The sequence below is a fragment of the Nitratireductor thuwali genome (genome assembly GCF_036621415.1).
GTDB classification, from domain to species: domain Bacteria; phylum Pseudomonadota; class Alphaproteobacteria; order Rhizobiales; family Rhizobiaceae; genus Chelativorans; species Chelativorans thuwali.
The window spans coordinates 1,366,252-1,387,386 of record NZ_CP030941.1 but is presented as its reverse complement, the minus strand read 5'-3'; the positions used below and the strand labels follow the sequence as shown (position 1 = coordinate 1,387,386).

Annotated in this window: 13 protein-coding genes and 3 pseudogenes; 5 read left to right on the top strand and 11 right to left on the bottom strand. The window is 64.0% G+C overall.

The annotated features are described in order from the left end of the window. Window positions 1–2: 2 nt before the first annotated feature. From NTH_RS06580 to NTH_RS06565, 4 genes are all read right to left on the bottom strand, one after another. On the bottom strand, window positions 3–830 hold the full coding sequence (locus NTH_RS06580; protein WP_338529277.1) for a DNA-binding domain-containing protein: 828 nt from the start codon (window positions 828–830) through the stop codon (window positions 3–5). Next, window positions 811–1,734, bottom strand: coding sequence for a DUF692 domain-containing protein (locus NTH_RS06575; RefSeq protein WP_338529276.1), 924 nt, complete (start codon window positions 1,732–1,734; stop codon window positions 811–813). Before NTH_RS06575 ends, NTH_RS06580 begins: the two co-directional genes overlap by 20 nt. Before the next feature lie 152 nt (window positions 1,735–1,886). Then, window positions 1,887–2,210, bottom strand: coding sequence for a DUF2282 domain-containing protein (locus NTH_RS06570; protein ID WP_338529275.1), 324 nt, complete (start codon window positions 2,208–2,210; stop codon window positions 1,887–1,889). Between the two features lie 107 nt (window positions 2,211–2,317). Further along, entirely contained in the window at window positions 2,318–3,400 is a 1,083-nt protein-coding gene (locus tag NTH_RS06565; protein ID WP_338529274.1) for a threonine aldolase family protein, read from the bottom strand. A 521-nt stretch (window positions 3,401–3,921) separates the two neighbouring features. Between NTH_RS06565 and gltB the strand changes: the two genes are divergently transcribed. Further along, window positions 3,922–8,670: a glutamate synthase large subunit gene (gene gltB / locus NTH_RS06560; protein WP_338529273.1), complete on the top strand. Its 4,749-nt coding sequence runs from the start codon at window positions 3,922–3,924 to the stop codon at window positions 8,668–8,670. A 267-nt stretch (window positions 8,671–8,937) separates the two neighbouring features. Beyond that, window positions 8,938–10,395, top strand: a complete 1,458-nt coding sequence (locus tag NTH_RS06555; RefSeq protein WP_338531824.1) for a glutamate synthase subunit beta — start codon at window positions 8,938–8,940, stop codon at window positions 10,393–10,395. A 22-nt stretch (window positions 10,396–10,417) separates the two neighbouring features. On the opposite strand, the pseudogene NTH_RS06550 reads toward NTH_RS06555, so the two are convergent. Further along, window positions 10,418–10,678: pseudogene (locus NTH_RS06550) on the bottom strand (transposase); the annotation flags it as partial. 75 nt (window positions 10,679–10,753) lie between these two features. On the opposite strand from NTH_RS06550, the gene NTH_RS06545 reads away from it, so the two are divergent. After that, window positions 10,754–11,779: an IS110 family transposase gene (locus NTH_RS06545; protein ID WP_338528339.1), complete on the top strand. Its 1,026-nt coding sequence runs from the start codon at window positions 10,754–10,756 to the stop codon at window positions 11,777–11,779. Window positions 11,780–12,042: 263 nt separating this feature from the next. Here NTH_RS06545 and NTH_RS06540 read toward each other — a convergent pair. The 4 genes and pseudogenes from NTH_RS06540 to NTH_RS06525 form a co-directional block, all read right to left on the bottom strand. Continuing rightward, a pseudogene (locus tag NTH_RS06540) lies at window positions 12,043–12,739 on the bottom strand (IS630 family transposase); the annotation flags it as partial. A gap of 286 nt (window positions 12,740–13,025) precedes the next feature. Then, window positions 13,026–14,050: pseudogene (locus NTH_RS06535) on the bottom strand (IS110 family transposase). 175 nt (window positions 14,051–14,225) lie between these two features. Continuing rightward, entirely contained in the window at window positions 14,226–15,461 is a 1,236-nt protein-coding gene (locus NTH_RS06530; RefSeq protein ID WP_338529272.1) for a DUF459 domain-containing protein, read from the bottom strand. A gap of 82 nt (window positions 15,462–15,543) precedes the next feature. Continuing rightward, on the bottom strand, window positions 15,544–16,767 hold the full coding sequence (locus NTH_RS06525) for a lytic murein transglycosylase (RefSeq protein ID WP_338529271.1): 1,224 nt from the start codon (window positions 16,765–16,767) through the stop codon (window positions 15,544–15,546). Window positions 16,768–16,956: 189 nt separating this feature from the next. Between NTH_RS06525 and galU the strand changes: the two genes are divergently transcribed. After that, entirely contained in the window at window positions 16,957–17,838 is an 882-nt protein-coding gene (gene galU / locus NTH_RS06520) for a UTP--glucose-1-phosphate uridylyltransferase GalU (RefSeq protein WP_338529270.1), read from the top strand. A 12-nt stretch (window positions 17,839–17,850) separates the two neighbouring features. Here the strand turns inward: galU and NTH_RS06515 are convergent, their stop codons facing one another. Then, complete coding sequence (locus NTH_RS06515) at window positions 17,851–19,497, bottom strand: outer membrane beta-barrel protein (RefSeq protein WP_338529269.1); 1,647 nt, start codon at window positions 19,495–19,497, stop codon at window positions 17,851–17,853. A 157-nt stretch (window positions 19,498–19,654) separates the two neighbouring features. On the opposite strand from NTH_RS06515, the gene NTH_RS06510 reads away from it, so the two are divergent. Then, window positions 19,655–20,650, top strand: coding sequence for a KpsF/GutQ family sugar-phosphate isomerase (locus NTH_RS06510; RefSeq protein WP_338529268.1), 996 nt, complete (start codon window positions 19,655–19,657; stop codon window positions 20,648–20,650). Between the two features lie 8 nt (window positions 20,651–20,658). On the opposite strand, the gene NTH_RS06505 is transcribed toward NTH_RS06510, so the two are convergent. Continuing rightward, a complete protein-coding gene (locus NTH_RS06505; RefSeq protein ID WP_338529267.1) occupies window positions 20,659–21,120 on the bottom strand; it encodes an NfeD family protein in 462 nt (153 codons plus the stop codon). Window positions 21,121–21,135: the final 15 nt, after the last annotated feature.

The window sequence follows — 21,135 nt, the reverse complement described above, 5'->3', positions numbered from 1 at the left end:
CATCATCCTTCCTGTTGTGCCCCCGCACTCTTTTCTCCCGGCGTGCAGCCGCTGAACGCGCCGCTCTCGATGAGCAGGCCGATGGCCGGCGCCAGGTCGAAGGAGGGGACAGTTGCGAGCGTGGTTTCGGCCGCTATGTGCAGGCTGCTGCCGGACATCAGCGTTTCGATGAACTGAAGCGGTCCGGGCGCGAGCTTATAAAGCCTCACCTGCAGGCCCGGGCGGGTGATCAGCACATTCTCCGGCTCGGCGGCATAAATGCGTCCGGGCATTTCCGCGCTACGCTGAGCCATGAAAATCGCGTGGACGGCATAGCTGGAGCGGACGATGCGGACGGCCGGGTGCGGGACAAAGCGCGCACCCGCCAAAGCGTCCGGCGGCAGCGCTTCAATTTCCCCCGGTCCGAGAGGTGCGGCATCGGCCGCATGGTAGGCGTCGAGCCATGCGCGCTCCAGGCGAGCAAGGTCGGGCAGGTATTTCAGGTGACGAACCGGCTGGAATCCCGCGAGAAAGTCGGCAAATTCATGCCCGTATTCGATGACCAGCCGCGAGCGTGGCGGGTGGGCCCGCAGAAACTCGCGGGCGAGCAAGCGGAAGTTCTGTTCGCCCAGCAGGCGGGCGATCGCCGGGAAGATCTCCGAAAGCGCCGTCACCAGACCGTAAGTGACATTGTTGCGGTAGACATTGAAGCGCTTCTCGGCGGCCTTGCCGCGCGGGCCTGTCACCCGTTCGGGCCTGGGCTGGTCGGGATCCAGTATCGCGGCGCCGAACGCTGCCCCGTAGTTCCCTGCCGCGGCTGGCGCGCTTTTGCTATGAGAGCTGGGCCGCATGGCGCTTTCCTGTCGTTCGGGCATGGCCGTGCCGCCGTAGGATCGCCTCGGCGGCGGCCGCCTCGGACCTCAGCACCGGCCAATCCGGGACGTCGGCATCCCATTCGACGAGAGTCGTGATCGGGCCCTGGGCGGCGATCACCGTTTCAAAGAGGGTCCACACCGGATCGGCCACCGGCCGGTCGTGGCTGTCGATGAGCAGCGTCGCGCCTTCGTCGTCTTCCTGCTGGTCATGGCCGGCAAGATGGATCTCGCCGACATGCTCGAGCGGGAAGTCGGCCAGATATTCGGTGGCGCTGTAGCCGTGATTGGTGGCGGAGACAAAGACATTGTTGACATCGAGCAGCAGGCCGCAGCCCGTGCGGCGGACGATTTCGCGCAGGAAACCGGTCTCGCCCCAGGTGGATTCCTTGAAAAGCACGTAAGTGGACGGGTTTTCCAGAAGGATCGGCCGGCCGATTGCCTCCTGCAACTGGTCGATATGAGCGCAAACGCGCGCCAGCGTCTCATCGGTATAGGGCAGGGGAAGGAGATCGTTATAAAAGACGTCGTCATGGCTCGACCAGGCCAGGTGTTCCGATACAAGGCAAGGCTCGTAGCGTTCAACGAGGCCGGCGAACCGCGCCAGATGCTCCCTGTCCAGCGGGTTCAAGCCGCCGATGGACATGCATACGCCGTGCAGCGACACGGGCAGCATCTGGCGGATTTTCGTGAGCGCGGCGTGCGGCGGACCGCCCGCGCCCATGTAATTTTCCGCATGCACTTCAAGAAAGCCGATGGAGGCCGGCTCGGCGGCGATGGCTTCGAAATGCTGCGGCTTAAAGCTGGCGCCGGCGCGTCCGGCAGGGTTGAAAGCCGAAAAGCGGTCGTAGGATGCGGAAGGTTCCGAAAGCTCGCGTACCATTTTCCTCTCCTGACATTCGGACGCGGGAGCCGAGGCGGGCCAAGCTCATTTCATCGCGCCGAGATGTACACCGGGAATGGCAACGCTCGATTTTTTGCCGTGACGTTCTACGGCAGCTCCCGCCATTCCCGGCACATTTCAGGCAGGTCGCCTTACGACGGGATGTCCCGGTCGAGCGGATCGGGCGAGCCCATACGGTCGCCGGGCAACTCCACGGTGGTGCAGGTGCCGCCGTCGACGAACTTCCAGGCGTTGCCCTGGTAGTCGACCTTGGATGTGCCGGCGCAGGTGGTGCCGGGACCGGCGGCGCAGTCATTCTGACCGGCCAGGGCGACGCCGTAGCATTTCTCCTTGCCTGCATCCATCGCGGCCTTGACTTCCGCCTCGCTCAGCGGGGCCGCGGCGGCACCTGAAGCAAGAGCGGCGGTAACGACGCTGGCCAGATAGGCCGCGCCTACTATGTTCTTTGTGGACATGCATTTCTCCTCTCGAGGTTAAATCGAAGCCGGAGGTTGACCGGCTCGATAATCTTTCCAGAGGCGCTGTTCACTTGGAAATCAATCGAATGCGAATATTTGTTCACTCATGCGTGAACTCTTCCGGACGGGGTGCGAATGGATCCGATGAGCGTTTCGAATTGCCGGATTTCCTCAACCGTGGTGGCATAGGATGCGACGAACCGGCAGAGCACCTCCCCAGGGCTTGGCTTGTCGGCAGCGTCGTCGGGAGCGGACCAGGAATGGAACCGGGCGCCATTTTCCTCAAGATGCGCTGCCGCCTTCGAAGAAAGAATGGCAAAGACCTCGTTTGCGGCCGGGCGCCAGGCAAGGCGCGCAGCGGGCGACGTCTCCAGGATGCCGGCGAGGCGCTGTGCCATCGCGTTGGCATGTGACGCATTGCGAAGCCACAGATCGTCCTCGAAATAGGCATCGAACTGGGCGGCAACAAACCGGCTCTTGGAGAAGAGATGCGCCGCCCGCTTGCGAATGAAGGGAAGATCCCGTGCCTTCTCCGGGTCCATCACGACAATGGCCTCCGCACACCAGCAGCCATTCTTCGTGCCGCCGAAGGAAAGAATGTCGATGCCGCGCTTCCAGGTCATCTCCGCAGGCGTGGTATCCAGCGTCACGAGCGCATTTGCAAAGCGGGCTCCGTCCATATGCAAGGGAAGGCCATGGCGGCGGCAGATGCCGCTGATGGCCTCGAGATCGGACAGGCCGTAGACGGTGCCGACTTCCGTCGCCTGCGTCAGGGAAACCGCCATGGGCTGGCCGGCATGGACGAACTCGGGAGGGAAGCGACCGATCGCTTCTTCAAGGGCTTGATGATCCATCCGGCCGCTGGCGCCGGAAACGCCGCAAAGGCGAGCGCCGCCGGTCAGGTATTCGGGCGCGCCGCCCTCGTCCTCGCGGGCGTGCGCCTGACTATGGCAGAAGGCTACGCCGCCCGGCCGGTTAAGGGCGGCAAGCGAAAGCGCATTTGCGGCGGTGCCGGTGGCGACGAAAAAGACCGCGACCTCGCGTTCGAAAATTTCGCAGAACCGCTTCTCCACCTTGCGGTCGAGCTCGCTCGTTCCATATGCGGGCGCAAAGCCGCTGGCATGACGATGAAGGGCTTCGCTGATTGCCGGATGGGCCCCGGCCCAGTTGTCAGAGGCGAAATTCATACCTGCCAGGCTCCTATGGATGCGACAGCAAACTGACAGCCGACCGCGGTGGACGCAAGTGTTGTCGCAACGCCGGGCGACGGCTGTGGAAGACCGCTTCTCTGCCTGAAATTGCGGCTTCGGCGGATATCCCGCAACTTTGTTGCTCCGACGAGGTGCATTTTTTGCGTTTTCGTCTTGTGCGATCTGTGATTTTCTGGCATGTCAGTAAATAGGACAGTAGTGCTGTCTTATTTATTCGCGTAACTGACGCCCGTATTCGTTATAATGGCGGCTCGGGCGAGCCGGCTTGTGCGAATGCGGCGGGAGGCGGCGGATCGGCGCCGAGCGCCCACTGGAAGAAGCGTATGCCGGGGAGACGGCTAGGGTCTGATCAGGTCGGGCCTGTGCACAAATCCTAGCGCTTCCGGCCTTTCGAACGATGCGCCGAGCTGAAAAATCGGGATGCGCCGTCAATGACGAGGCCCGCCCGCAAGTGATCGACGCCCCGGCTCCCGGGGCCAGACGTGGAGGAAGTAGCGATGACGGAAATGACGCCATCTGTATCGATCGGACGGATGTCCGCCGGGCAGGACGGGACGATCGTCGCCAAACGCGGTTCCACGGCTAGCGGTGCCTTTCATGCAGCATGGGGCCTGCCGGCCACGCAGGGCCTCTACGACCCCCGCAACGAGCACGACGCGTGCGGCGTCGGTTTCGTTGCGCACATGAAAGGAAAGAAGTCTCATTCGATCATCGGCGACGGGCTGGCGATGCTTGAGAACCTTACCCATCGCGGCGCCGTGGGCGCCGACCCGCTGGTCGGCGACGGCGCGGGCATGCTCGTGCAGATCCCCGACCGTCTCTTCCGCGAGGAAATGGCGAAGCAGGGCGTGGAGCTTCCCGAACCCGGCACCTATGGTGTCGGCCATGTCTTCATGCCGCAGGACAAGGCTCTGCAGGATCACGTCGAGGAGGTGATTGCCGATGTGGTGCGCTCGGAGGGCCAGGTCCTGCTCGGCTTCCGCGACGTGCCGGTTGACAATTCCTGCTTGTCCAAGGCTCCCGAAATAGTCGCCTCGGAGCCGGTCCACCGGCAGGTCTTTATCGGGCGGGGCGCGGGCATCGCCGACGAGGAGGACTTCGAGCGCCGTCTCTACATCCTGCGCAAGGTCATATCCGGCCGCATACATCAGGAATCGGAAGGGAGGGACTATGGCTTCTACATCGTGTCGCTGTCGGCGCGAACCATCGTCTATAAGGGAATGTTCCTCGCCTACCAGCTTGGCGCCTATTACCATGATCTGAGGGACGAGCGTTTCGAATCGGCGCTGGCGCTGGTGCATCAGCGGTTCTCCACCAACACCTTCCCCTCCTGGAAGTTGTCGCACCCTTACCGGATGGTCGCCCACAATGGCGAGATCAACACGGTGCGCGGCAACGTCAACTGGATGGCCGCGCGCCAGGCTTCGGTCGATTCGGAGCTGTTCGGCAACGACATCTCGAAGCTGTGGCCGATCTCCTACGAGGGTCAGTCGGACACGGCCTGCTTCGACAACGCGCTCGAGTTCCTCTACCAGGGCGGCTATCCCATGGTCCATGCCATGATGATGCTGATTCCGGAAGCATGGGCCGGCAACAAGCTGATGAGCGCGGAGCGCCAGGCCTTTTATGAATATCATGCCGCCCTCATGGAACCGTGGGACGGTCCGGCTGCCGTGGCCTTCACCGACGGCCGCCAGATTGGCGCGACGCTGGACCGCAACGGCCTGCGTCCCGCCCGCTATCTGGTGACGGACGACGACCGCGTCATCATGGCCTCGGAGGCCGGCGCGCTGGTGGTGCCCGAGGAGAAGGTGGTCTCCAAGTGGCGGCTGCAGCCCGGCCGCATGCTGCTGCTCGACCTGGAGCAGGGGCGCATCGTCTCCGACGACGAGCTGAAGGCGGAGATCGCCACCAAGCATCCGTTCAAGGAATGGCTGAAGAATACCCAGCTTATCCTTGAGGAGCTGAACCCGGTGGAGCCGCGGGCGCTGCGCAAGGATGTGTCGCAGCTCGACCGCCAGCAGGCGTTCGGCTATACCCAGGAAGATACCAAGATGCTGATGGCGCCGATGGCGACGACCGGCCAGGAAGGCATCGGCTCGATGGGTACCGACACGCCGATCTCGGCCATGTCGGACAAGTCGAAGCTGCTTTACACCTACTTCAAGCAGAACTTCGCCCAGGTCACCAATCCGCCGATCGATCCGATCCGCGAGGAACTCGTGATGAGTCTCGTCTCCTTCATCGGGCCGCGGCCGAACATCTTCGATCTGGTGGGGAGCTCGCGCCGCAAGCGCTTGGAAGTGCGCCAGCCGATCCTGACCAATGGCGATCTGGAAAAGATCCGCTCCATCGGCCACACCGAGGACCGTTTCGACACCAAGACGCTGGACGTCACCTATTCGGTGGTCGAGGCGGCGGCCGGCATGGCCGGTGCGCTCGACCGGCTATGCGACCGTGCCGAAGCGGCGGTGGCCGGCGGCTACAACATCATCATCCTGTCCGACCGGCAGATGGGGCCGGACCGGATCGCCATTCCGATGCTGCTGGCGACGGCCGCGGTGCATCATCACCTCATCCGCAAGGGCCTGCGCACGGCGGTGGGGCTGGTCGTGGAATCGGGCGAGCCGCGCGAGGTGCATCACTTCGCCTGTCTTGCCGGCTATGGCGCCGAGGCCATCAACCCCTATCTCGCCTTCGACACGCTGCTCGACATGCATGCGCGCGGGGAGTTCCCGCCCGAGGTCGATCCGAACGAGGTGGTGAAGCGCTATATCAAGTCCATTGGCAAGGGCATCCTCAAGGTGATGTCCAAGATGGGCATCTCGACCTATCAGTCCTATTGCGGGGCGCAGATTTTCGATGCGGTGGGGCTGCGGAGCGATTTTGTCGAGCGCTACTTCACCGGCACGGCAACGACCATCGAGGGCGTCGGCCTGGAGGAGATCGCGCGGGAAACCGTCGCACGGCACAGTGCGGCGTTCAGCCCGGACCCGGTGTTGCGGGATTCGCTGGAGGTCGGCGGCGAGTACAACTACCGGATTCGTGGCGAAGACCATGTGTGGTCGCCCGACGCCGTCGCCACCTTGCAGCATGCCGTTCGCAAGAAGTCGTGGGAGACGTATCAGGAGTTTTCCGACCTCATAAATGGCGAGAGCGCGCGCGCGAAGACCATTCGCGGGCTGTTCGGCATCAAGATGGCGGACGAAGCAGGCCGCAAGCCGGTGCCGCTGGATGAGGTGGAGCCGGCGGCCGAGATCGTCAAGCGCTTCTCCACCGGCGCCATGTCCTTCGGCTCCATCAGCCGCGAGGCGCACACGACGCTGGCCCGCGCCATGAACGCCATCGGCGGCAAGTCCAACACCGGCGAGGGCGGAGAGGAGGCAGACCGCTTCCTGCCGCTGCCCGACGGCCGGACGAACCCCGAGCGCTCGGCGATCAAGCAGGTGGCAAGCGGACGCTTCGGCGTGACGACCGAATATCTCGTCAATTCCGACATGATGCAGATCAAGGTCGCACAGGGCGCCAAGCCCGGAGAGGGTGGACAGCTGCCCGGCCACAAGGTGGACGCCACCATCGCCAAGGTGCGCCACTCGACGCCGGGCGTGGGGCTGATTTCGCCGCCGCCGCACCACGACATCTATTCGATCGAGGATCTGGCTCAACTGATCTTCGACCTGAAGAACGTCAACCCGGCAGCCGATGTATCGGTCAAGCTCGTTTCCGAGGTGGGCGTCGGCACGGTGGCCGCAGGGGTTGCCAAGGCGCGCGCCGACCACATCACCATCGCCGGCTATGATGGCGGCACCGGCGCCTCGCCGCTCACCTCCATCAAGCACGCGGGCAGCCCGTGGGAGATGGGCCTTGCCGAAACGCACCAGACGCTGGTGCTCAACGGTCTGCGCTCGCGCGTTGCGCTGCAGGTCGACGGGGGTCTGAGGACCGGGCGCGACGTGATCGTCGGCGCGCTGCTGGGGGCGGACGAGTTCGGCTTCTCCACCGCTCCGCTGATCGCGGCGGGCTGCATCATGATGCGCAAGTGCCATCTCAACACATGCCCTGTGGGCGTGGCGACGCAGGATCCGGTACTGCGCAAGCGCTTCAAGGGCACGCCGGAACACGTCATTAACTTCTTCTTCTATGTCGCCGAGGAAGTGAGGCAGCTTCTGGCCGAGATGGGCGTGCGCAAGCTCGACGAGATCATCGGTCACTCCGAGCTTCTGGAAAAGCGGACGCTGGTGGAACATTGGAAGGCGCGGGGGCTCGATTTCAGCCGCGTCTTCTTCAAGCCCGAAGCGACGGACAATGCAATCCGCTGGACGGAGCGCCAGAAGCATCCGATCGAGGACATCCTCGACCGTAAGCTGATCGCGGCGGCAATGCCGGCGCTGGAGCGCAAGGAGCCGGTCCGGCTCGACTTCGATATCTGCAATATCGACCGCTCCACCGGAGCGATGCTTTCGGGCGAGGTGGCGAAGCGCTATGGCCATAAGGGTCTCAAGCACGACACCATCTCCGTGCGCCTGACGGGCACGGCCGGCCAGTCCTTCGGCGCATTCCTGGCGCGCGGGATCTCGTTTGAACTGATCGGCGACAGCAACGACTATGTCGGCAAGGGCCTTTCGGGCGGCCGCATCGTCATCAGACCCTCGGAACAGTCGAAGATCGTGCCGGAGGAATCCATCATCGTCGGCAATACGGTGCTCTACGGCGCTGTCGAGGGTGAGTGCTACTTCCGGGGCGTGGCGGGGGAGCGGTTCGCCGTGCGCAATTCCGGTGCGGTAGCGGTGGTGGAAGGCGTCGGCGACCATGGCTGCGAATATATGACCGGCGGGGTGGTGGTCGTGCTCGGCCAGACGGGCCGCAACTTCGCCGCCGGCATGTCGGGTGGCGTGGCCTATGTGCTGGACGAGGTGGGCGATTTCTCCGAACGCTGCAACATGGCGATGGTCGAGCTGGAGCCGGTGCCGGAAGAGGACGACATCCTCGAGAAGCTGCACCATCACGGCGGAGACCTTGCGCATATGGGGCGCGTCGACGTCTCCGGCGATATGACCAGGCACGACGAAGAGCGCCTCGCCAAGCTGATCGCCAACCATCTCCACTACACGGGCTCCGAGCGGGCGCGGATCATTCTCGACAACTGGGCGGATTACAGGCCGAAATTCCGCAAGGTGATGCCGGTCGAGTATCGCCGCGCGCTCGAAGAGATGGAGCGTATGCGGATGGGTGTGGCGGCGGAGTGAGCGCGCTAAGGCTCGTTCACGCCCTGGTGTCGCTTCTGGTCGCCGTAGCGATTCCAATGGCAGTCTATCTGATGGCTGGCAGGGCAGGAGCAGAAATCGTCGTATTGGGTGCGGTCATCGGGTTTGCCTACTGGTACTTGGGGCCGTCGTGGCCACCGGTGTGACGGGTGCCCGGAACGATGCGGCGAGGAATTCTCCCGGCTCCCGGGATTGAAGATTGAAAACTGGTTGCGGGCCTGATCGGGCCGTCAGGAACAAGGGATGAGTATGGGCAAGGTTACAGGGTTTCTCGAAATCGACCGGCAGGTGCACAAGTATCAGCCGGCCTCCGATCGCATTCGCCATTTCCGCGAATTCACGCTGCCCATGTCGGACAAGGAAGTCGAGAAACAGGCTGCGCGCTGCATGGATTGCGGGATCCCGTATTGCCACGGGCCGACGGGCTGTCCGGTGCACAACCAGATCCCGGACTGGAACGATCTCGTCTATCAGGGAGACTGGGAGACGGCGATCCGCAATCTGCACTCGACCAACAACTTCCCCGAGTGGACGGGCCGCATCTGCCCCGCACCATGCGAAGAGGCGTGCACGCTGAACCTCGAGGATATCCCCGTCGCCATCAAGACCATCGAGCAGGCGATCGCCGACAAGGCCTATGAACTGGGCTATGTGCGCCCGCAGCCGGCCGACAGGAAAACCGGAAAGCGCGTGGCCGTCATCGGCTCGGGGCCGGCCGGGATGGCGGCCGCCCAGCAGCTTGGCCGCGCCGGCCACGAGGTGCACGTCTATGAGCGGGAGAGCCGGCCCGGCGGCCTCATGCGGTTCGGCATTCCCGATTTCAAGATCGAGAAGCACTATATCGACCGCCGTATCGAGCAGATGCAGGGCGAAGGTGTGATCTTCCATTGCGGGGTCAATGTCGGCGTCGACAAGCCGGTCGAGGAACTCCTGGCCGAATACGACGCGGTGCTTTACTGCGGCGGCTCGGAAAAGCCGCGTCCTGCCGGTATCCCGGGCGTGGAACTTCATGGCGTCTATGACGCCATGCCCTACCTCGTGCAGCAGAACAAGCGGGTTGGGGGGGAGGACATCCAGTCCGCCGCCTGGCCCGAGGAGCCGATTCTGGCCGGCGGCAAGCACGTCGTCGTGGTGGGCGGCGGCGATACGGCTTCGGACTGCGTGGGCACGGCGTTCCGCCAGGGCGCGGTGCGCGTGACCCAGCTCGACATTCGCCCCAAGCCACCGGAAAAGGAAGACAAGCTGACCGTGTGGCCTTACTGGGCGACCAAGATGCGCACCTCCTCCTCGCAGGCGGAGGGCGCGGAACGGGAGTTCCAGGTCGCCACGCTCGAATTCATCGGCGACGAGGACGGGGAACTGACCGGCGTGAAGTGCTGTGAGGTGGATGAGAAGCGCAAGCCAATAGCGGGCACGGAATTCATCATCAAGGCGGACCTTGCTTTTATCGCCATCGGCTTCGCCGGGCCCAACGAGGAGAGCGTGCTGAAAGAGCTGGACTCCAAGCTGGAGACCACCACCGACCGCCGCAACTCGACGAACGTGGTGGCCAACGACCAGGACTACCGCACCAATATCGACCGCTTCTTCGCGGCCGGCGACGTGCGGCGGGGCCAGTCGCTGGTGGTCTGGGCCATCCGCGAGGGCCGCCAGGCCGCCCGGGCGATCGACGAGTTCCTGATGGGCGAGACGGTTCTGCCGCGCTGAGCGGCAGTGCAGCTAGAGCCTTTCAGGTTTTGACGGAAGCATATCCTGCATTGAGGAAGTAGTTGCTGCATTCGCTGGGCTGGATTGAGGAGACGAGGCCGCCGATGTGCCGCCATGTCTCCTCGATGGTTCGCTTTTGGGCCGTGCGCATCCAGTGCTTGATCTTGGCGAAGGCCTGCTCGATCGGATTGAGGTCGGGCGAGTATGGGGGCAGATACCAGAGCCTTGCGCCGGCGGCTTTGATCATCTGCCGGACGGCGGCCGACTTGTGCGAGCCGAGATTGATGGGGTGGACGCCCCCTCACGGCATCGCTGTGCCAAAGTGGTGTCGTTGATCATCACTTGAACGGAGGCGTCCATGTTGGAAGTTAACACAATCGGATTGGACCTGGCGAAGAACGTGTTCCAGGCGCACGGCGCAGATGGGTCGGGAGCTGTGCTGTTCCGGAAGAAGCTTCGCCGCGATCAGGTACTTCGCTTTCTTGTCGATCAGCCGGCCTGCACGGTTGCCATGGAAGCGTGCGCCGGCAGCCATTACTGGGCGCGGGAGATCGCGAAGCTCGGGCACGAAGTCCGGCTGATCGCTCCGGGATACGTCAAGCCATTTGTGAAGCGTCAGAAGAACGATGCGGCTGACGCCGAAGCAATCTGTGAAGCTGCGCAACGGCCGACCATGCGGTTCGTGGCGGTGAAGAGCGAAGAGCAGCAGGCTGCGGCAATGGTGTTCCGCGTCCGCGATCTTGTCGTTCGCCAGCGGACCCAGACGATCAATGCAATACGCGGCCATCTTGCGGAATTTGGACTTGTGGCTGCGCAAGGCCTCTTCCACGTGGCCAAGCTCATCGCGACGATTGAGGATAAGGGTTCCGCCATCCCCGAAGCCGCCCGCCCGATCCTGTCTCTACTCGTTGAGCAGTTGCGGGCGCTGGATACGAGAGTGGCCGAGCTCGACCGAGAGGTCGCTCGGCGCGCCAGAGAGGATGCGGAAGCCAGGCGCTTGATGACCATTCCCGGTATAGGACCGGTCACCGCGACGGCGCTTGCCGCGTTGGCCCCGTCCGCTCAGACCTTCAAGAGAGGCCGGGACTTCGCGGCATGGCTCGGACTAACGCCGCTGCAACGTTCTTCGGGCGGCAAGCAGAAGCTCGGCGAGACGTCTCGAATGGGCGAGCGAACCCTGCGACGGCTGCTGATCATTGGGGCCAGCGCCGCCGTGCGCTGGGCCATGCGGAAGGGATCGACCGGGGATCCGTGGCTTTCGCGGATGCTTGAGCGCAAGCCACCCATGCTGGTCATCGTCGCCTTGGCCAACAAGACGGCGCGCATCGTGTGGGCATTGATGGCCAGAGGCGGAACCTATCGAACGCCGGCCATAGCAGGATAGTCCGCTCTATACCGCTCCTCGAGCGGGCTGCCATGGTGTGAGAAGGTCGAACGGAGAGTATGGCGCAACGGTCAACGAGACGGGATCGGGAAAACCAGATCATGGATACGTGCCTTGAGCACGCGAGATTGAATTGGACCCGCTCCGCGAACTCCCATACGGGCCCGCGGCATGTAGAACGCCGCATCAGAGGCCGGACACATGTCAGCACCTGACCACGCTCCGCGCTCTTCGAAAAGATTCTTCTTGCACCAACGGGGGCGTCCACACATGTCCATGACGACGATGTCGCCCGGTTTGAGCACCGGCACGAGCTGCTGCTCGACATAGGCGCGGAAGCACGGGCCGTTGATCGGTCCGTCGAAGACGCAAGGCGCCGTCAGCCGGTCGTGGCGCAAAGCGCCGAGGAAGGTCAGCGTGCGCCAGTGGCCGTGCGGGGCAAAGCCGCGCAGGCGCTTGCCTCTCGGCCCCCAGCCCCGCAGCGGCGCCATGTTGGTCTTGATCCAGGTCTCGTCGATGAACACCAGCCGTGTCGGATCGAGACCGGACTGCCAAGAACGCCAGCGTTGCCGCCGGCGGGCAATATCGGCACGGGCCTGCTCAAGGGCGAACAGTGTTTTTTTTAAACCGAAGCCCCTCGCGGCGCAGGAAGCGCCACACCGTATCGTGCGACACCTTCACGCCGCGCGCCGCCAGCTCTTCCTTCAGCTTGTGCAGCGACAGATGCGGCGTCTGGCTGATCCGCTCGGCGATGAAGGCACGGTGCGGCTCCAACACGCGCTTGCGGTGCCCGCCCATCTTGCCCGGCGCCACAGACCCGCTCGCACGGTAGCGCTGAGACCACTTCACCGCCGACGAGACGGCAACGCCGAAACGAGCCGCCACCGACCGGCAGCTCTCGCCGGCCTCGACCGCCCTGACAACACGTTCACGCAAATCATTCGAAAGAGGTCGCGTCATCCGATGCTGGCCTCCACTCCAGCCAGCATCTTGAACGTATGGCCCGCCCCGTCTGCAAGGGTGTTTGAAGATTGCGCTGTTCAGTCTGCGTCAACGTATCCGGTCTCGGGGTCATGCCCCGGCCAAGATGGAGATCCGCGCAGCCCGGTCCTCATAATCACACCGGTCTCGACCGACCGTTCAATGGTCCAGGTTTCCAGACTGCCGTTCGACTGTCAGGCCATCTTCTTCCAACCACTCGCAGATAGTTGCGGCTCCAGCTCTGTGGCCGAAGACCTTAACTCCCCTATGCCGCCGCGATCGCCGGATCGAAGCCGTGCTCCTTTCGTAGCACCGCCCAGGCGATGCGCGCCAGCTTGGCCGCCAGCGCCACCACGACAACATTCTTGTGCGTTCGCTCCGATAAGTTGCGCACCCATCGGCCGAGCGGGGTGTCCTGGGTCATGATGCGCGGGAGCACCGCACGCGCGCCATGGATCAGGTTCGCTCGCAAATATCGGTTGCCGCGTTTGGATATGCCGAGCAGCCTCGGCTTACCACCGGTGGTCGCCTGCCGCGGTGTCAGGCCCAGCCAGGCGGCAAGGTCGCGGCCGCGCCCAAAGCTCCGGGCGTCGCCGACCGCAGCAACAAGTGCGGTGGCGTTGATGACGCCAACCCCTGGGATCGTCGCAAGCCGACGGGCTGCTTCGTCCTCGCGCGCCATTGCCACGAACTCTGCGTCGAAGGCGGCAATCCGCTCATCAAGGCTGCGCCATTCGGCACGCAGGTCTTCGACCAGCAGGCGCATACGCGGCGATAATCGGGGATCGTCCTCGTCCGCAAATACCGCCAGCTGGGCTTCCAATTGCTTCCTTCCCTTCGATGCTACGACCCCCGCTCCAGCAACAGTGCGCGCAGATGGTTGATCAGCGCCGTGCGCTCCGACACCAATCGCGAGCGTGCCCGATGCAGGGCCTGGATATCCGACTGCGCCTCGCTCTTGACCGGGACAAAGCGCATCGTCGGCCGCGTCGCCGCTTCCGCGATCGCCTCGGCATCTCGATCGTCATTCTTGTTCGCTTTCACATAGGGCCGCACATATTCCGGCGACATCAGCCGGATCGCGTGGCCCATCGCGCCAAGCACCCGGCCAAGGTGATGCGCACCGCAGCACGCTTCCATCGCCACAATGCACGGCGGCAACCTGCCGACGAAATCCTCAAGGCCGTCACGGCGAAGTCGGCGGCGCAGAACAACAGCACCCACCTCATCCAGCCCGACGAGGCTGCACACGTTCTTGCCAAGATCAATTCCAAGCACGAAAATCGACATCGGTCCGTTCCTCTCTCGTTCGAAGCAGAGCGATCATAACCGATCGCTCCAGAGAGGGGCGGGCCATCCCATAATCACAAAACGTCCGAAATCGGAATCCCCTCCGATTCAGATACAACCTGAACCGCTCTAGATCAGTTCGGCGTTTCTGGGAAACGGTGAACTGATCTGGATATCAGGGAAGGATCGACGTCGTGCTCCCGGCCGCGGCGTCTTCCGTTTCAGCTCCGGCAGGCGCCGGATCGGCGGAGAAACTGTCGGCCCTGCCTGGAACGCTTCCAGCTTCCAGGGGCGGTGATCGCTTTTCCGTTTCGCTCACGGGTTGGTGCGAGGCGCCCAGCAGTTCCGTGTTCCCGTCCAGTTCGGGGCCCGCCAGAGAGATCGGACCGGTGCGGTCGATCATCTCGGGTTCTATTGTCAGCAGGCCGGGCATCGGAAGGTTCTGGATGTCGAATTGCTCGATGTCGGGCGCCACGGCGTCGCCGAGCAGCTTGTTCAGCGGTTTTTCCACGTAGAAGGCCGCCTTGCGCTTGGCCGGGCGGGTGAAATTGATGCCATCGCTGCCGCGCAGACGTACCGACTGTCCGTTGATATCGGGCCCGGTAAAGACGAAAGCGCCGCTCTCGTCGACGAAACCCTCCCATATGTCGACGAAAGTCCCGCCGGCATTTTCAGCGGCCTTCTTGTAGTGGTCGTTGAAGGCCAGCATGTCGGACGACATGCTCGGCGATTTGAACGGCGGCATGCCGGTCCAGATGAAGGGCACGTCTTCATTCTTGAGGGCGGTGGCGAAAGCGTTTACCCGCCTTTCGTATTCCTTGGTCCAGGGCTCCGTTTGCGGACGCTCGCGCTGCCCGCCGATGACGAGCTGCTGACGGTCGTTGGAGCCGATCATGACGACGACGACAGCCGGATCGACCTCCTCCACTATGCCGGTGATCTCGGCGTTCCAGTCATAGTAGTCGTCGCGCACGAAGCCGGAGGATCCATTGGTGCGGTCGACGATGACGACACCGGGCGATTCCTGGTAGGCTGCCTGCAGGCCTTCGGCCAGACCGCTTGCCAAAAAGTCGCCGACGACCAGGACAACCCGCGCATTCTCCAGCTTCTCGACCTCAGGCTCCGGTGGCGGGGCGGGGCGAGCGGCCCCCTGCGACGGTCTGCTCGACTGCCTGCGCGTGGAAGGAGGCGGTGCGCTTTGCCGTTGCCGGCTGGGTGCGGCTTGCGCGGGCGGTGGCTGGCGTTCCGGCGGCCCGCCGAAAAGCATATCGAGAAGACCGCGCCTGCGGATCAGCTCCTGGGCCTCCGCGGTGCCGGCAATGGGCGGAACAACGGCGAGGGCAAAGCCGCAAGCGGCGGCAACCAGTGCCGCCTTGGCCAGAATTGTCCTCGTCCTTGTGCCGATGAGCAAGATGTCCTCCTTGCCGCACGTCCTGCCGGATACCGAACTGCGCTCCGTTGTTGTTTTCCGCATTCAATCGGAAGGCAAGCCTTTAGTTCCCGCGCAGCTTCCTTAGAACCTCTTTGCTGGGATGGCCGTCCTGATTGAGCCCCATGCGCTCCTGGAACTGCCTGATGGCGTTGCGCGAGCCCGAGCCGATCTTGCCGTCGATCGGCCCGTCATAATAGCCAAGCGCGCCCAGCCGCTTCTGCAGCTCTTCGGTTTCGCCGAAGGACAGGCGTTCGAACGGCCGGCTCCAGTCGCGCACGAGACCGCCATAGCCGGCAATCTGGTCCGCAAGGAGCCCGACGGCAATCGCATACTTATCCGAATTGTTGTAGCGCTTGATGACGGAGAAATTCTTGGTCATCAGGAACGCCGGGCCAGCGCGCCCGTCCGGCACTTTCAGTTCCGCGCTGTCGGACGGTCGCGGGAAGGGTTTGCCGTTGGCGCGCACGACGCCGATGGACGCCCACTGCTGGAGCGACATGTTGCCCGCGGGGAATTTGCGTCCACCGGGAAGGACGACTTCGTAGCCCCAGGTCTCGCCGGGGCGCCAGCCGTTCTTGCGCAGGAGGTTTGCCGCGGTGGCCAGCGCGTCAGGCACCGAATTCCAGATGTCGCGGCGGCCGTCGCCGTCCATGTCCACCGCATAGGCCTGGTAGCTGGTCGGGATGAACTGCGTGTGCCCCATGGCGCCGGCCCAGGAACCGGTGAGCTGGCGTTCGGTGACGTCGCCGCGCTGCAGGATCTTCAGGGCAGCGATAAGCTGCGTGCGTGCGAACTTGGCACGGCGCTTGTCGGCATAAGCGAGCGTGGCCAGGGAGCGCGGCAGGCTGCGCATGATGCGGTCGTTCTGGAGCGCGGCCCCGTAGTTCGATTCGATCGACCAGATGGCCAGCAATACGGAGCGATCCACGCCGAACTGGCGTTCGATGCGGTCCAGCCACGGCTTCCACTGGCGCGCAAGCTGCCGTCCCGTGCGGATAGCCTCTTCCTGCACGCGATTGTCGAAATACTCCCAGGGCTCGGCCCGGAACTCCGGCTGATAGCGGGCTTTTTCCAGCACTTCCGGATCAGGCGCGGTGATGCCGCGGAAGGCGCGGTCATAGATCTCGCCGGATATGCCGTTCTGGATCGCGACCGAACGGAACTGCGCCACCCACCGCTGGAAGCCGGCATCCGCCCAGGCGGGCGAAACCGCCCCGGCCGCAAGAAGTGCGCCTGCGAGAAACCCGCGCGCTATGAAGCCTGAAAGGGTTCGGCGTGAAAACATTCCAACCTCCATCGGAAACTCGTGCCTAATGATCGCCGATTACGGTTAGTAAAGAGTTTACCATATGAATCATGCGTGATGTGTGATGCCAGCAAATTGGCGCTATTTCACGGCGCAACCCAACCAGCTTCTCGCGCATTGACCGATGCGTATCGTTCCACCAACCGACCTTGAAAAGGGGCCTCTTGCATGAAGAAGAAGATCCGTAAAGCTGTGTTTCCGGTTGCCGGCCTGGGTACGCGGTTCCTGCCGGCAACCAAGGCGTTGCCCAAGGAGATGCTGACGGTGGTCGACAAGCCGGTCATCCAGTATGTGGTGGATGAAGCGCGCGAGGCGGGCATAGAGCATCTGATCTTCGTGACCGGCCGCAACAAATCCGCCATCGAAGACCATTTCGATGTGCAGGTGGAACTTTACGACACGCTTTCGCGGCGCGGAAAGACGGAAATCCTCGAGCGCCTGCAGGCAATGCAGCCGCAGCCGGGGCAGACGAGCTTCACCCGCCAGCAGGTGCCGCTGGGGCTCGGCCATGCCGTCTGGTGCGCGCGCGAGCTGGTGGGCGATGAGCCCTTCGCCCTGCTTCTGCCCGATATGATCATGCAGTCGGAAGAGGGCTGCATGAAGCAGATGGTCGATCTTTATGAGCACACCGGCGGCAACATCCTCGCCGTCGAGGAGTGCGATCCCTCCGAGACCCACAAATACGGCATCGTCGGGCGCGGCAAGGACGCCCATTCGAGCTTCGAGATCACCGCCATGGTGGAGAAGCCGAAACCCGAGGACGCGCCGTCGCCGTTCTACATAAACGGCCGCTATATTCTTCAGCCGGAAATCTTTGCGCTTCTGGAGAACCAGGAGACGGGGGCCGGCGGCGAGATCCAGATCACCGACGCGATGCTGCGGCTGCACGCCGAGCAGCCTTTTTTCGCGCATATCTATGAAGGCCGCACGTTCGATTGCGGTGCGCCGGAAGGCTTCGTGGAAGCCAATCTCGCCTTTGCGCTGCAACGCGAGGACCTGAAGCCGTTCATCACACGTTTCGCCCGCGACATCCTGGCGCAGGAAGGATAGGCGGACGCGATCTCAGCGGCGCAGGGTCACGCCCATGAAGACGCTCGTGGTGTCGTAGTCCCGGTCGGGCAGGCTGCTCGTCTGGCGCTCGTGGCGCGCCCGGCCGACGAGGCCGGCATAGCGGTTCAGCCACCATGTCAGGCTTGCCTCGCCGCTCAGGATCAGGTCATGGCCGCCGCCGACATAGTCGCGGTAGGCGGCGCCGAATGCCGCTTCGCCGGTGAGGTTGGCGCGCAGGCTCCGTGTGGCGCGCAACGTTCCGGAGTAAAGCAGCGAGCCGCTCCGGCCTGCATCGGTGGTGCCCTCGACGATGGTCGACCCGTCCAGGCGTAAGGTCGTCTCCCGCACCGGCGACCATTCAATGGCGGCGGCGAGCGCCAGGCCGGAGATCGTTTCAAGACGGGAATCTGCGAAATCCTCCGAGATCCAGCCGGCCGAGATTTCGCCCGACAGCTTCTCCGACATGTTCACCGCCAGGCCGGCGCGGGCGCCCAGGCGCGTCGCGGAGCGGGCATAGCCGGCGCTGTCATTGTCCTCGTCGTAGAAGCGGCGCCCGCCCTCGATCTCCACGAATGGCGCGAGGCTGGGGGATAACTCATATCCGGCGCGAAGCCGCATCAGGGCCAGGGTCGAGTTGCGGTCGTCCTGCGAAAGGCGGGTGCCGTCGCTCAACTCCGCTTCGCCGTACTGGATGCGCGTGACGTCGCCGGCAAGGCCAAGCCGAAGGCGCCCGAGGGATTTTTCGATGCCGAGCGTGCCATCGATCGTGTGACGCAGCGGCTGCCGGTCGACGCTGGCGATCGCCACCGGGGAGGAGGCGGATTCGCGGGCGGCCCGGTAGCCGAGCGAGGCGGTGCCGGTGAGGTCGTTGGCGAAGTCGAGCCGGAGCGCGGCGTCCGCGCCGCCTTCCAGCTCGGAAACTTCCTCGCCTGAGATCGATTTACGGTAGGTGCCGAAGGCGTTGGCCGTTGCGCCGTGGCGCGACCAGTCGGACACGGCGCGAAGTCGCAGCGTGGTCTGGGAGAGCACCGCTTCGCCGCCGTCGGGACTGTTATTGGCGTTCGACGTCCAGGTCAGACCCTGTTCGAGCTGCGGCACGACATTGAACGTTCCGATCCGCAGGCCGAGCGGCGCATAGGAATCTTGCGGCTCATCCCTGGCCTGCCCTTCCACGGGCAGGACAGGCTGGTTGAGCCGCCGCGGCTCTTCCAGATACGCGGGTTCGACGGGACCGGCCGGGCGCGTGCCTCCGGTGCTCAGATCATCAATTCCGGCGCCGGGCGGGCTCGCGTCAGCCGCCATGGAAGAGCTGGGATCCTCGGCTTCGTTGGCGCGGGCACTCGGACGCGATGCCGGTCGGGCGGACGGGTTCAACGGCGGGAACGGCTCCTGTGAGATCGTCGTGCCGACGCCTTCTCCGGAAGGAAACAGCGCGTCCGTTTCCTCGTCGGTAACGGCTCCTTGGCTCACCGGTTCGTAGGCAGGGGCCGGTATGCCCTCCGTTCCCCCGGCAAGGAGGCTGGAGCTGACTTCCTGCTCGTTCACGGCGCCGCGAAGCTGGTATTCCTGCGCATGAACGGCCTGGGCAAAAAGCAGCGGGCCGGCAAAGGCAGCCAGCCGCCAAACAGCGTAGTTCCCTGCCGGAGGTAATCGCGACATTGCCACCCGAACTTTCATGCGGCCCCACCGGGCCTGGTAACCAAACCCTAAATGGGGATGGTTAATACAAGGTTGAGCTGGGTGGCCGGCCAAGCGGGCAGCCTGTGCCGGCAAAGAGGATTGGACATCGGCTGGTGAAAGCGCTAAGCGCCATCGCATGCACGGCGCACCCAGAAAAAAGACCGATCCGGCACAGGCTATCGCTTCGGCGATGCGGACGCTCGAGACCGAACGGAAGGGGCTCGCGGAACTGAGCCAGGCCCTGACCGATGGGCTGAGCCAGCCGTTCGCGGCCGCTGTCGCCGCGATCAGCGGCATCTCCGGCCGCGTCATCGTCACCGGGGTCGGCAAGAGCGGCCATATCGGCTCCAAGATCGCCGCGACGCTCGCCTCCACGGGAACGCCGGCCTATTTCGTGCATCCCGCCGAGGCCAACCACGGAGACCTCGGGATGATTGCCCGCGATGATGTGATCATCGCGCTTTCATGGTCGGGGGAAAGCGCCGAACTGAAGGGCATCGTTGCCTATGCAAGGCGCTTCTCGATACCGCTGATCGCTATCACCTCCGGCGAAAAGTCGGCGCTTGCGCGGGAATCGAGCGTCGTGCTCCGCCTGCCCAAGGCGGCCGAAGCGTGCCCCCACGGGCTGGCGCCGACGACCTCGACTTTGCTGCAGCTCGTCATCGGCGATGCGCTGGCCATCGCGCTCCTGGAGGCGCGCGGCTTCACACCCGATCATTTCCGGACATTTCACCCGGGCGGGCAGCTTGGCGCCAATCTGATGCATGTGGGCGACATCATGCATTCGGGCGAGGAACTGCCGCTGGTTTCCACCGGCACCGGAATGCGGGAAGCCATTCTAGAAATATCGAGAAAGGGCTTCGGCTGCGTCGGCGTGACAGCCGCCGACGGACGGCTGGCCGGCATCATCACAGATGGGGACCTCAGACGCCACATGGACAGCGACATATTGTCGATGAGCGTGGACCAGGTGATGACCCGCAAGCCCAAGACCATCGCGCCCGGCACGCTGGCCGCCACCGCGCTGCAGATGGTGAACTCCTCGGCCATCACGACACTGATGGTGGTGGTGGAGGAAAAGCCCGTCGGCATTGTCCACCTGCACGACCTTCTTCGCATTGGTGCGGCGTAGGCCTGTGCTCAGGCCTTCTCGACCTTGAGCTCCCCGCTTTCCGCGCTCGTCACCCGCACGCGGGTCCCGGCCGGCAGGTCGGGGCCGGAAACGCGCCATGTCGTGTCGTCGATGCGGATGCGGCCATAGCCATTGTCGATGGGTTCGTCCAGTGAGGCGGTGCGCCCGACAAGCTGCTCCGCGCGCTTGTTGAGCAAGGGCTGATCCGTGTCGTCCGCCCGCCGCGCATCCATGAGCTTCTTGCCGATGAGCGCGGAGGCGACCGACAGAACCAGGAAGACGAGAACCTGCACCTGCCAGGGCCACCAAATCAGCCCCCAGAGCTGTAGAGTGAGCGCGCCGGTCAGGATGGCGGCAATGCCGATCCACAGGAGGAAGATGCCGGGAACGAGTATCTCCAGCGCCAGAAGGATGAAGCCGAGCACCATCCAGTTCCATGGGCCGAGCTCGGTCAGAACGGATTGAAGCATGGCCGGGCCTTATAC